Here is a 13154-nt window from a genome sequence, read left to right as displayed (position 1 = left end):
CGCTCACCCGCTGTCAAGACCCGTCGACATCCCCTGTTCACAAGGCTTCACGGTCCCGAAATGCCGTGCCGGTATACAGACGACACCATCCAGTGAGGAGACATGTCGATGGCAACCATTGGTGAACAGGCCGCCGCTCTGCTCCGCTCCGGCCTCGGCCGCCGGGACTTCCTGCGCGCGACCGCGGCCGTCAGCGCCGCCGGAGCCGCCGTCTCGGCGAGTACGGCGGGCTCCGCGCAAGCCGCCGTACCGCGGGAGGTGTTACAGCCGGGCAAGGGACCGATCCACGGCGGTCACTACCTGCGGTCGATGCCCGACCAGGTCCGGTGGGGCTACGTTCCGTCGCTCGACAGCGACCCGGTGCTGCGCATGCGGTCAGGTGAGACCGTCACTGTCGACACCGTCTCCCACGAGGGCATCCTCGAGGACCAGGGCCGGGACCCGGTCGAGTACTTCGCCCAGCACGGCGTCGCCAGGTCGTCGGTCCTGGACGACGCCGTCGCGATCGCCCGCGAGTACGACCGGACCACGCGGAACTTCGACGTCGACGGGCCGCATGTCGTGACCGGCCCGATCTTCGTGCAGGACGCGAAACCCGGCGACGTCCTCAAGGTCGAGATGCTGACAATGCTCCCGCGCGTCCCGTACGGCGTGGTGTCCAGCCGGCATGGGAAAGGCGCCCTCCCGCGGCTGGCCGGCGGCGGTGTCCCGGCCGGCATCACCCTCGACGAGATCATGCCGCCGGTGGCGACGGACGGCCGGGCGACCGGCGACCCGACCCGCTACGGGAACGTCTCGGTGTTCACGCCGATCCGGGGCGGACGCGGGGTGATGTCACGCGGCACCCGACGTGCGGTGACCTTCCCACTGCAGCCCTTCATGGGATTGATGGGTGTCGCGTTCGCCGGCTCGGCGTCGCCGACAGCCCCGGAGCTGAACTCGATTCCGCCGACTCTCGGCGGCGGCAACATCGACATCAACCTGCTGACCGTCCGGTCCGCGTTCTATCTGCCGGTGTTCGCCGACGGCGCGCTGTTCCACGTCGGTGACCCACATCTCGCGATGGGCAACGGCGAGGTCGCGCTCACCGCCCTGGAGGGCTCGCTGCGGGCGACCTTCCGGCTGACGGTGTGCAAGGCAGGGTCCGGCGATGCCCCGTCGGTGGCGTTCCGCTACCCGTTCGCGGAAACGCCGGACGCCTGGGTCCCGATCGGCCTGTCGGACCCTGACGGCAGCCGGAACGGTCAGGGCAACGACCTGAACGTCGCCATGCGCCGCGCGGTCGTCAACGCCCTCGACTTCCTCGCAACCGACCAGGGCATGGACCGGGCGACGGGCTACGCCTACCTCTCGGCCGCCGCCGACTTCGAGATCTCCCAGGTCGTCGACCGCACCACCGGCGTCCACGCCATCATCAGAAAGTCTGACTTCGACTAGGACCACCGCCGGGCTGGTCGCGCTCCACCACGGTCAGTGCCCAACCAGGGCCGCTCTGATCGAGTTCGGCGTTCCAGCGCTCGTTGACGAGTTTGTGGAGGGCCTTCGGGGTGCCGGGGTCCTTGCCGGACTCGAGTAGGTGGCGGGCGACGAGGCCGCGGGTGTGCTTGGCGTTGTGCGAGACGACCGACCGGACGCCGTTGCGTTCGCGGACGACGTTCACCGAGACCCACTTCGCCGCCTGGTCACCGTTCGGCCGCCAGGCGGCGACATACGTGGACGAGCGGCAGTCCACGATCACGCCGTTGGCTTCTGCGAGTGCGGTGGCCAGCGGGTTACGCCACACCGAGGCGAGCGGTCCGAGACCGGGCAGCGTCGTACCCATGGACAGCCGGTACGGCGGTACGCGGTCAGCCATCCGTAGTGCGCCCCACGCGGCCGACACGACGAGCAGCCGGTTGCCGGCCCGGCGCTTGCTGCCGGCGGACAAGGTCGCGTAGCCGAGTGCGTCGTACAGGACCCCGGAGTACAGCTCCGACACCGGCACAGCCGGCTCGGTCCGCCACCGGGTGTTCCGGTCCACCTCGTGCTGGAGTGATGCGCCGACTCCCAGTACGTCGTACGCGTCGGACGAAGCGGAGACCTTCGCCAGCGCCTCGAGGACCTGCTCGCGGACGGGATTGAGCTCCGGGAAGGACAGCGACGCGTGGTCGACCGCACGGCCACGGCTCCGCCCGGTCTTGCCCTCAGACGGCGGCAGCAAGATCAGTGTCATGGGGCCTCCCGGCCTGGACTGAGGAACGGAGGGAGCGAAGCGACCGGAGAGACGAGGGAAGGCCGGGAGTTTGAGCCCCATGACACCCGCGCCGGAGGCGCGGCATTCAATACCGTCACGTCAGGTCGTCCAGGGTGGCCAGGTCGGCGGCGGTCGGGTCCCAGAGCCCGGCGGCGACGTTCTGCTCGATCTGCTCCGGCTTGGTCGCGCCGGCGATCACCGAAGCGACCGCGGGCTGCGCCGCGAGACCGCCGATGGCGACGTCGATCATGGTCAGGTCGCGCTCGGCCGCGAAGGTCTCGAGCGCCTCGATCTTGTCGAAGTCCGCCCGTGCCAGGCGCTCCGGCTGAGTCGCCAGCCGACTGCCTTCCGGGGCTTCCTCACCACGCTTGTACTTGCCGCTGAGCAGGCCGGCCGCGAGCGGGAAGAACGGCAGGATGCCGATGCCGAGGTGCTCGCAGGCCGGGACCAGCTCGTCCTCGACGTCGCGCTCGAGCAGCGAGTACTGGTTCTGCGCGCTGACGAAGTGCTCCAGGCCGGCGGACTTGGCGACCCAGTCGGCGTCGACCACCTGCCAGGCCGCGAACTGGGAGCTGCCGAGGTAGCGGACCTTGCCCTCGGCAACCAGCTCGGACAGCGCCGCCAGGGTCTCCTCGATCGGCGTGACCGGGTCCGGGAAGTGCAGCTGGTAGAGGTCGATCCAGTCCGTGCCGAGCCGCTGCAGGCTCGACTCGACCGCCTTGCGGATGTACCGGCGGGAGCCGCGGACACCCCAGTCCGGCCCGTTCACGCCCTGCATGTCGCCGCCGAACTTGGTCGCGACCACCACCTCGTCGCGGCGGCTGCCGAGCGCCTTGCCGAGCAACTCCTCGCTGTAGCCGTACTCACCGTGGTAGATGTCCGCGGTGTCGAACAACGTGATCCCCGCGTCCACCGCGGCGTTCACGACCGCGTCCGTCCGGGTCGCGTCCAGCCGCCGCCCGAAGTTGTTGCAGCCCAGCCCCACCACACTCACCGTGAGGCCCGAGTCACCCAGCTGCCGGTACTCCATATCGGTCATGTGCTCAGCCTAGTAACCGCATACAGTTGCCGGCATGCCGAGTCTCACCGTCGCCGGCGCCCGTACCCGGGCCGCCGCACTCTCCGTCCATTCGTACGACGTCGACCTCGACCTGACCCAGGGCGAGCGGACGTTCGGATCGACCACCACGATCAGCTTCTCCGCCACCAGTACGACGACGTGGCTGGACGTGAAACCGGACAAGCTCGTCTCGGTGACCCTCAACGGTACGGCGGTCGACGCCGCCGGACTGACCGACGGCCGGCTCGAGCTCACGGACCTGCAGCCGTCCAACGAGCTCGTCGTCGTGGCCTCGATGCTGTACTCCCACGACGGCGAGGGGCTGCACCGCGCGGTCGACGCCGCCGACGGACTCGCCTACACCTACGCGATGTCGTTCCTGGACGCCGCGCCCCGGATCTTCGCGTGCTTCGACCAGCCCGACCTCAAGGCGCCGTACCGGATGAAGGTCACCGCGCCGGACGGCTGGCTGGTGCTCGGCAACGGCGCGGCCACCCAGGTCTCCCCCGGCCGCTGGGAGCTGGCCGAGACGCCGCCGCTGTCGACGTACTTCGTCACCGTGGTGGCCGGGCCGTACCACCAGCTCACCGACTCGCACGACGGGATCCCGCTCAGCGTGGTCGCCCGGCAGTCGCTCAAGGAGGCGCTGGAGCGCGAGGCCGCGGACATCTTCACTGTCACCAAGCAGTCCTTCGACGAGTACCACCGGATGTTCGCCTACCGGTACCCGTTCGGCGAGTACCACCAGGCCTTCGTGCCGGAGTTCAACGCCGGCGCTATGGAGAACCCGGGCTGCGTGACCTTCCGCGACCAGATGGTGTTCCGCTCGGCGGTGACGGACGGCGAGCGCAGCAACCGGGCCCGGACGATCGTGCACGAGATGGCGCACCAGTGGTTCGGCGACATCGTCACGATGGAGTGGTGGAACGACCTCTGGCTGAACGAGTCGTTCGCGGAGTACATGGCCCACCGGGTGTCGACCGACGCGACCCAGTACACCGACAACTGGATCGACTTCGCGTTCATCCGGAAGTGGTGGGGCCTGCAGGCAGACCAGCGGTCCTCGACGCACCCGGTCGCGGCCGACCCGGTCAAGGACGCGCTCGCCTCCCTCGACGACTTCGACGGCATCTCGTACGCCAAGGGCGCCGCGGTGCTCAAGCAGCTGGCCGCCTACCTGGGTGACGAGGTCTTCCTGGCCGGCGTCGGGGCGCACATCCGATCGAACGAGTTCGCCAACGCGACCTTCGCCGACCTGGTCGCCAAGTGGACCGAGGCCGGCGCCACCGACCTCGACACCTGGGCGCGCAACTGGCTGCGCACGCCGGGCCTGGACACGATCAGCGCGTCGCGCACCGAGTCGGGCACCGTGCTGCGCCGGGTCGCCCCGGCCGAGTTCCCGGCCGAGCGCCCGCACAAGCTCACGGTCGGCGGGTACGACGCGGACGGCCGGGGTACGGCGGTCGCCGTACTGCTGGACGCGGACGAGGTGGCGGTCGCGCTCGACCCGTCGGTCGCGGTCGTGATCCCGGACGCCGGCGACGACACCTGGGCCAAGATCCGGCTCGACGCGGACAGCCTGGCGAACCTGCCGGCGGTGCTGCCGAAGATCGCCGACGGCGTGACCCGGGCCGTCGTACTGAACAGCATCCGCGACGCCGTCGCCGACGCCGAGCTTGACCCGAAGCTCGGGTTCGACGTGCTGATCGGGATGCTGCCGCACGAGACGAGCGACATCGCGGTCTCGACGATGGTCGGCTGGGCGAACACCCACCTGCTCGGCATCTACCTGCCCTACGAGCCGTACCGCGGCCAGCTGGCCGAGGCCCTCGCGGCGCGGCTCAAGACCGTCACGGCCGGCAGCAGCCTGCAGCTCTCGGTGGCCCGCGGGTACGTGCGGTTCACCGAGGAGGTCGACGTACTGAAGGGCTGGCTCGTCGGCGCGGGTGTGCCGGCGGGGCTCGCGATGGACGCCGACCTGCGGTGGACCGTCCTGCTCCAGCTCGCCCGCCTCGGCGCAGCCGGACCGGCCGACATCGACGCCGAGCTCGAGCGCGACACGTCGTCCGAGGGCATCGTGCACGCGACCCGGTGCCGGGCCGCGCTGCCGACGGCGGAGGCCAAGGAGCAGGCCTGGACGCTGATCACAACCGACGCCGACGTCGCGAACTACGAGCTGTACGCGGCCTGCGAGGGTTTCTGGCATCCCGGTCAGACCGAGCTCACCGCGACCTACGTGAACCGGTTCTTCGCCGAGATCGGCGGCACCGAGAAGCTGCGGTCCGGGTGGGTGGTCGCGCAGAGCGCGAGGCTCGCCTTCCCCCGGTACGCCGTCGAGCAGCAGGTCGTGGCGCGGGCCACGGACCTGGTGGCGGACGAGTCGGTGGCGGCCGGAATCCGGCGCTCGGTCGGGGACGGTGTAGACGACCTGAACCGGGCGCTGGCGGTGCGTTCCGCGTTCAGTGGGTGACCTGTAAGGTTCGGTCACACCGTGTTGTGACCACTGTGACTGGTGTGATCACAAGGACCCTTGTGAGCAGGCAAGATGTGATTTCGTGACGTAACCTCCACAATGACCGCGCGGCACGGCGCGCCGGTCTTGGTCAGGCAGCACGTCCCGGGAGAGACTGTCGAGAACCGCACAGGAGAACAAAGGCAATGCGCGAGGCGAGGCTCGTCGGTCTGAGCCAGGATGGCAAGCAGCTCATCCTGGCGATGGCAGAGACGGGTGAGGAGTTCGCCGTCCCGGTCGACGACCGGTTGCGTGCGGCCCTGCGCGGCGACCGTGCCCGACTCGGCCAGCTGGAGATTCAAATGGAGAGCGCGCTGCGCCCACGAGACATCCAGGCTCGTATCCGCGCCGGCGAAAGTCCCGAGGCGGTCGCTGCGGTCGCCCAGATGCCGATGGAACGCGTGATGGCGTTCGCCGGTCCGGTCCTGGCCGAGCGGGACCACATCGCGAGCCTCGCGCAGCGCGCCTCCGTCCGGCGCCGGGGTGGCGCCGACGCACCGACCCGCAACCTGGGCGCCTGGGTGACCGAGCGGCTGCGCACCCGCCAGGTCGACCCGGCGTCGGCCGAGTGGGACGCGTGGCGGCGCGACGACGGTCGCTGGGCGGTCCGCGTCTCGTACTTCGTCGAGAGCGCCGACGAGGCCGAGCAGAAGGACGAGAAGATCGCGATGTTCGCGTACGACGCCCCCGGTCGGTACGCGGTCCCGGACGACGACGAGGCCCGTTGGCTGGTCGGCGAGCAGGCGCAGGTGATCCCGCCGCCCGTGCAGCCGCAGCCCGGTGAGCGCCGGCTCGCCGCGGTCGCCGACATCGACCTGTCCGTCGCGCCCGACCACGGCGCCGACAGCTACGAGGCAGGCTTCGAGGACACGGTCAGCCTGCCCCGCCGAAACCATCCGGTTTCCCGCGAGCCGGTGCGCGAGCGGGAGGGCTTCGCCGCCCGCGAGACCCACCGTGAGCCAGTGCGTGACACCGGCCGCGAGGGTTCTCGCGAGACCGGTCCGCGAAGGGTGCACTCGGTGCCGGATCCGGACACCGAGCCGACGCTGATCGACGTACCGATCGAGCAGCCGCCGACGCTCCGCCCTGCCGTGCGCGCCGTCGAGCGCCCGACCCAACTCCCCGTCGAGGCTGCATCCCTGGCCCCGCCGGAGGAGCGCCGTACGCCGCCCCCGGTCGAGGACCGTGAACGCGCGCCCGTCGTCGAAGAGCCCACTCCTCCCCCGGCAGCGGCTGAGCCCGAGCCCGAGGCTGAGGTCGCCCCCGAGCCCGTGACTGCCACTGCGGAAGAACCCCAGGCCGAGCCGAAGAAGAAGCCGGCCCGTCGCAACAACAAGCGCGCCAGCGTCCCCAGCTGGGACGAGATCATGTTCGGCAAGAAGGCCGACTGACCTCCACAGCGTAGGCCCCGCGGGCCGGTAGGTTCGCGCCCCGTGACAACTGGTCTCGAGGAGGCCGTGCAGCGCACCGCCGAACTGTGCGCTGCTTGACACATCACGGACAGTTGTCCCAGATGGCGGACGGTGTTTGGCATTGCACCGGGGCTCTGCCATGATCTTCGGCATGCAGATGCTGTGTTGTTGCTGTTGTCGCTGACGCGCGCCGTCTCCGGCGCACGAGGCCCTGTCCTTTCCGTGGCCCGCCCGCCGACACCAGCACTCACAGGATCTTCCGCACATGAATCTCCCGGCCTTCGCCGATCTGCTCGCGTCCCGCGGCCTCCGGCTGCTGCCCGGCTCGCACGCGGTCCCGGTCGAGCTGCTCGTCCAGTTGCCTGACGCAACGATCGCCCGGTTCACCGCGCGTGGCACCACGCTGCGGCTCAGCCGCTTCTCCCCCGACGCGCTGACCGCGATCACGATCGCCGCCGAGTGCGGTTGCGGTGACCACCACCCGCAGACCGGCCCGTCCCGGGTGACGCTGAGCCGGTACGCCGTACCGTTCGACGAGCGCACGATCGACGGCGAGCTGCTCTTCGGCTGGCAGTCCCACGAAGCCGGATTGCTCCGGCTCACCGACGCCGCCATCCACTTCTTCACCCTCCTCGACGACGCGCGAACCCCCGAGCGCGTCCTCGTCGGCGTGGCCTGACCCCCACTTTGTGCACCGCCTGAGCGTTTTCGGGGCGCCGAACCACTCAGGCGGTGCACAAAGTCGGATCAGGGACGCCGGTGGGCCGGTTCGGTGTCGTCGTAGCGGCGGCGGGCGGCCTCGACCTTGGCGAGGTTGGGTGACCACTTGGCCAGGGACTGGAAGAGAGGCGCGAGGCTGCGGCCGAGGTCGCTGATCTCGTACTCGACCCGCGGCGGCACCTCCGGGTAGTAGGTGCGCAGTACAAGACCGTCGCGCTCGAGTTGCCGTAGCCGCTGGGTCAGCACCTTCGGCGTGATCACGCCGATCCGGCGCTCGAGCTCGACGAACCGCTGCCGCCCGAACTCGTTCAGCGACCACAGGATCGGCGTCGTCCACCGGCTGAACACCACGTCGACCACCGGAGCGATCGGACAGGCCTGCACCGGATCCACCTGTGTGGCGTCGACCACAATCACCCTCCCAGCCCAATACTTTCCTCTAGGTACCTAGTATGCCAAGGCAAGTAGCGTCCTCGTCAGATCAACCGAACGAGGAGCGAACACATGATCGTGGTGACTGGGGCAACGGGGAACGTCGGACGGCCGCTGGTGGAGGCACTCACCGCAGCGGGCGAGCAGGTACGAGCGGTATCGCGGAACGCGACCGGCTTCCCGGCGGACCTGTCGGAACCGGAGACGCTCAAGCCCGCACTCGACGGAGCCGACGCGGTGTTCCTGCTGACCTCCGCCGATTTCCTGGCGAACGGCAATCTCGCTGACGTGATGGACGTCGTCCGTGGCGCCGGCGTCCAGCGCGTCGTACTGCTGTCCTCCCAAGGTGTGGGCACCCAACGCCACCCGTCCGGACTGGAGGACGCGGTCAGAGCATCCGGCCTCGCGTGGACGATGCTGCGACCGGGCAACTTCGCCTCGAACGCCTTCCAATGGGCCGAGTCGATCCGCACCCGCCGACAACTCGAGGCCCCGTACGGCGACGTCGCACTGCCCGCCGTCGACCCGGCGGACATCGCCGAGGTCGCGGCCGTCGTACTGCGTGAACCCGGCCACGCCGGCGCGATCTACACGCTGACCGGACCGGAGCCGATCTCGCCGCGACAGCAGGCGGCCGCGATTGGCGAGGCCATCGGTGAGCCGGTGCAGTTCGTCGAGCTCAGCCGGGCGGACGCGCGGTCCCGGATGCTGACCTACATGCCGGAGCCGGTCGTCGAGGCCACGCTCGGCGTTCTCGGCGAGCCGACCGCCGACGAGCAGCGCGTCAGGCCGGACATCGAGCGGGTCCTCGGTCGCCCAGCCCGGCCGTTCGCGGAGTGGGCAACCCGCAACGCACCCGCTTTCAAGTAGGCCGGACAAGCCGCCGGCGGCGTCTGGGAGCCAGGTCTTGAATTAGTAACACGCTTGGTTTAACTTATCCGCGCAGCTGCCTCAGCGTGTACTTCCGGACCGCCACCTGGAGGTTTCAGCATGACCAGACGCCTGCTCGCGGGGTTCCTCCCTGCCCTAGTGCTGGCCGGCGTGCTCGTCGCGCCCGCCGCCCAGGCCGCCACGATGTACCCGAGCGGCGTCGGCGCCGACCTCGGACCGACCCCGACCACACTCGGCGTGCAGCCCGGCGCGGGCGACGACCCCGCCGGGCTGCAGACCGGCAGCGAGCTCGGCCGCAGCTACTGGCGCACCAACCAAGCGGCCGGCACGAGCTATCTCGAGTTCGATGTCGACCGGGACTACGTCGACGAGATCGGCACCGACGACGTCCTGGTGACGGTGACGTATCTCGACCGCGGCACCGGCACCCTCGAGCTCCAGTACGACGCCGCCGACAACCCGCAGGCGGATGCGCAGGACCTCCGACTGGCGAACACCGGCCAGTGGCAGGCCGGCACCTTCGCACTCATCGGCATCGGCTTCACCAACCGCCTCGGCGACGCCGACCTGCGCCTGTTCGGCAGCGCCGACATCACCGTCTCGAGCCTCCGGATCAGTACGGCGGGCGCCGTCGTACAACTTGGTCAGTCGCCGATCCAGCAGGGCATCAGCCCGCGCGCCGGCGACCGCCCGGAGAACCTGGTCACCGGCGTGCAGGACGGCCGTCCGTACTGGCAGACCGACCGCACCGCGCCGGCGCCGGGCACGAACTTCTTCTACATGAACGTCGCCGACACCTACCTGTACGACAATCGCAGCCTGGTCCTGGTCAGCGTCGACTACTTCGACGAGGGCAACGGCCAGTTCGGACTGCACTACGACTCCCCCGGCGAGACGATCCCGGAGAAGTTCAAGAACTCCGAGCTCGTCCGCTACGGCGACACCAGGACCTGGAAGACGCACACCTTCGCGCTCCCGGACGCGGTGCTGACGAACCGCTCGAACGGATCCGACTTCCGCATCCACAACGGCGACGGCGCGGTCGACCTCAAGGTCGCCGCAGTCCGGGTCGCCAAGGTCGCGACCACGCTCGACGTCACCGAAGGTCTACTCGACCTGATCGACGAGGCCGCCCGGGTCGAGCAGGCCGCCCGGGAAGGCACGCGCGACGGGCAGTACCCGGCCGGCAGCCGGGCAATCCTGCGTACGGCGATCGACGACGCCCGCGCGATCGCGGCCACGCCAGGTGTGACCGACGTACAGGTCAAGGAAGCGCTTCAGGCCCTGCAGGCCAAGCTGGATGCGTTCCAGCCGATCGACACGAACTTTGCACCGGACGGTACGGCGACCGCGAGCAGCGGCACCGGCGCGATCAACGTCAACGACCGCAACCACAACTCGGCCTGGACCAGTGGCCCGGGTGACTCCTGGCTGCAGCTCGACCTCGGCAAGCCGCGGCGGGTGAACGACGTCCGCCTGGAGTGGGCGCAGGCCTACTCCCCCGACTACACCGTCCAGGTCTCCAACGACGGGACGAGCTTCACCACGGTCGGCCGGACCGGCTCGCCAGGCGCCAACCAGTTCAGCAAGACCCGCTTCGCCACGACCGCCGCCCGCTACGTCCGGGTCGCGATGACCGGGGCCGACTCCTTCATCGTCAAGGAACTCCAGCTCCGCGAGTCCCCTGTCGTCGCCCCGGAGCCGCGGCTGGTCCAGACGGTCAAGCCCACAGAGGACGGCGTGATCGCGGACTTCGACGCCACCGAGTACGGCGCCGATCGCAGCGGCCGGCGTGATTCGACGAAGGCGATCCAGCAGGCGATCTACGCCTGCCAGGACGCGGGCGGCGGCACGGTCTGGTTGCCCGCCGGCCACTACCTCGTGAGCGACACCGTCGAGGTGCACGCCTTCTGCACCCTGCGCGGCGACAGCGACCACACGGTCGTGGTCGCGAACCTGCCGAGCGGCGACGACGGCCCGAGCCTGTTCCGGATCGGCGGCAGCGCCGGCGTCCTCGGCGTCACCACGTTCTATCCGAACCAGAACGCGACCGACCCAATCCCGTACAACTACACGTTCGAGATCCCCGGCGGCGCCTGGATCGGCAACGAGAACTACATGATGGCGACCGTCGCCGACGTGACCCTGCTGAACTCCTACCGTGGGATCGGGATCAGCACGATGGCCAACGACCGCGGCAACGCGCCCAGCTCCGGCCAGGTGCACGAGTCGTCGACCATCCGCAACGTCCGCGGGACCGCTCTGTTCGAAGGCGCCCGCGCGTACAACGGCGCCGACGTCGGCACCTGGGAGAACGTTGCGTTCAGCAACTCCGTGTGGTCGTCGGCGCCGGCGAAGTACAACCCGCCATCGCGCCAGGTCCTCGACGCCTGGACCCGGGCGCACGGCACCGGCCTGGTCCTCGGCGACCTCGAGTGGGACCAGTTCCACCGGATCACCCTGTCCGACTACCGCGTCGGCATCCACGTCGTGGCCGGCCAGCGGGCCCAGTTCACCGGGAGCTTCCTGCAGCCCGACGTACGCCGTACCGACATCGGCATCCTCGTGGACGTGATGGACGACCGCTGGGGCATGACGCTGGCCGCGGGCCTGGTCGAGGGCAGCGACCACGCGATCCTGAACAACTCCCGCGGCTACGTGAAGGTCACCGGTACGGCGCTCACCGGCGCGGTCGCCGGGATCGTACACCGCATGTCGGGCACGGCGCCGACCTACCAGACCGAGCCGCTTCCGAAACCGAAACAGGCCCTGTACGTCGTCGACGCTCCGCACGGGGTCGGGTACCTTCCGGCTGCCGACGCGACCAGCGCGGTGCAGAAGGCGCTCGACAAGGCCGGGAGAGCGGGCGGCGGGATCGTCTACCTGCCGGCCGGGTGGTACCGGATCAGCACGCACCTGACTGTCCCGGCGAAGGTGGAGTTGCGGGGCGCGTCCGCCGTACCGAACCGGGATCAGTCCGGGGCGAGCGGCGGAACGGTGCTGCACGCCTTCGAGCGGAACACCGAGACTGCTTTGATCACGCTGAAGCACCAAGCGGGCGTGCGCGGTCTGCGCGTGTTCTACCCGGACAACAACCCGGGCCGGCCGGAAGGTGTCGTCGCCTACCCGTTCGCGGTCCGCGGGTATGCCGGCGGCAACTACGTCATCAACTCCGGCTTCCCGAACACCTGGAACGGGATCGACCTGCGCGGTGACGACATCGTGGTCCGCAAGGTCGCCGGGGCGTTCTTCGACCACGCGATCAAGGTGGGTCCGGGCCGCAACGGCCGGATCGAGGGCGTGCTGTCGAACGGCAACGCGGTCACCCGGGTCGGCTACCAGCAGCCGTACTGGATGAACGAGGGCAACATCTTCGAGCTCGTCATCGACAAGTACATGCGCAAGACCGCCAAGATCGTCACCGTCGACGGTGCGACGGGACTGACGTTGCTCAACGTGTTCGCCTACGGATTCCACGACGGGCTCGTGGTGAACAGTGGCCAGGTGGACGCGTTCAACCTCGGCACCGACAACCTCGGCGCCGACGGCTACACCGTGAAGGTGGCGGGCGGCGACGTCGAGGCCACCAACCTGGCCCGCTACAACGGCGCCACCAGCACCGGTCCGGTCACGCTCCGGAACGTGATGGTGATCAACGTCGTCCAGCGCCGGGTCTCGGTCGCCGCCAACGGGCCAGGCACGGTGAAGATCGCCGGCAACGAGTCCGAACCCGGCACGTACGAGGTCGGCGCGCAGGTGACCGTGACGGCGACGCCAACATCGGATAGCGTTTTCCGGAACTGGACCGTGGACGGCGTGGTGGTCTCGACCGAGGCGTCGTACACGTTTACCGTCGGCACGGACCAGGTACTGACCGCGAACTTCACGTAGGAG

At 69.6% G+C, this 13154-nt stretch carries 9 protein-coding genes; 6 read left to right on the top strand and 3 right to left on the bottom strand.

Annotation, left to right across the window (positions count from 1 at the left end):
- The first annotated feature begins 108 nt into the window (after positions 1–108).
- Entirely contained in the window at positions 109–1437 is a 1329-nt protein-coding gene (locus ACIBL3_RS24800) for an acetamidase/formamidase family protein (protein ID WP_396355915.1), read from the top strand.
- Here ACIBL3_RS24800 and ACIBL3_RS24795 read toward each other — a convergent pair.
- Both ACIBL3_RS24795 and ACIBL3_RS24790 read right to left on the bottom strand, forming a co-directional pair.
- Positions 1415–2212 (bottom strand): YaaA family protein, encoded by a 798-nt coding sequence (locus ACIBL3_RS24795; protein WP_396355914.1) that lies wholly within the window; start codon positions 2210–2212, stop codon positions 1415–1417. The two genes, ACIBL3_RS24800 and ACIBL3_RS24795, sit on opposite strands and share 23 nt — an antisense overlap.
- A 115-nt stretch (positions 2213–2327) precedes the next feature.
- On the bottom strand, positions 2328–3272 hold the full coding sequence (locus ACIBL3_RS24790; protein WP_396355913.1) for an aldo/keto reductase: 945 nt from the start codon (positions 3270–3272) through the stop codon (positions 2328–2330).
- Positions 3273–3306: 34 nt separating this feature from the next.
- Between ACIBL3_RS24790 and pepN the strand changes: the two genes are divergently transcribed.
- The 3 genes from pepN (at position 3307) to ACIBL3_RS24775 (ending at position 7896) form a co-directional block, all read left to right on the top strand.
- On the top strand, positions 3307–5763 hold the full coding sequence (gene pepN, locus ACIBL3_RS24785) for an aminopeptidase N (RefSeq protein WP_396355912.1): 2457 nt from the start codon (positions 3307–3309) through the stop codon (positions 5761–5763).
- Between the two features lie 188 nt (positions 5764–5951).
- On the top strand, positions 5952–7196 hold the full coding sequence (gene sepH, locus ACIBL3_RS24780) for a septation protein SepH (protein ID WP_396355911.1): 1245 nt from the start codon (positions 5952–5954) through the stop codon (positions 7194–7196).
- 286 nt (positions 7197–7482) lie between these two features.
- Complete coding sequence (locus ACIBL3_RS24775; RefSeq protein ID WP_396355910.1) at positions 7483–7896, top strand: hypothetical protein; 414 nt, start codon at positions 7483–7485, stop codon at positions 7894–7896.
- Between the two features lie 68 nt (positions 7897–7964).
- On the opposite strand, the gene ACIBL3_RS24770 is transcribed toward ACIBL3_RS24775, so the two are convergent.
- Positions 7965–8348 (bottom strand): winged helix-turn-helix transcriptional regulator, encoded by a 384-nt coding sequence (locus tag ACIBL3_RS24770; protein WP_396355909.1) that lies wholly within the window; start codon positions 8346–8348, stop codon positions 7965–7967.
- 93 nt (positions 8349–8441) lie between these two features.
- Here ACIBL3_RS24770 and ACIBL3_RS24765 point away from each other — a divergent pair, with 93 nt between their 5' ends.
- Both ACIBL3_RS24765 and ACIBL3_RS24760 read left to right on the top strand, forming a co-directional pair.
- Positions 8442–9239 carry an NAD(P)H-binding protein gene (locus tag ACIBL3_RS24765; RefSeq protein WP_396355908.1) on the top strand — a complete coding sequence of 266 codons (798 nt, stop codon included), beginning with the start codon at positions 8442–8444 and terminating at the stop codon, positions 9237–9239.
- A gap of 120 nt (positions 9240–9359) precedes the next feature.
- Positions 9360–13151, top strand: a complete 3792-nt coding sequence (locus tag ACIBL3_RS24760; protein ID WP_396355907.1) for a glycosyl hydrolase family 28-related protein — start codon at positions 9360–9362, stop codon at positions 13149–13151.
- Positions 13152–13154 lie beyond the last annotated feature (3 nt).

Origin of the sequence: Kribbella sp. NPDC050124, assembly GCF_044460355.1 — a bacterium.
Lineage (GTDB): Bacteria > Actinomycetota > Actinomycetes > Propionibacteriales > Kribbellaceae > Kribbella.
The sequence above is the reverse complement of the archived record's forward strand: the minus strand, read 5'-3'. Positions and strand labels throughout refer to the sequence as shown.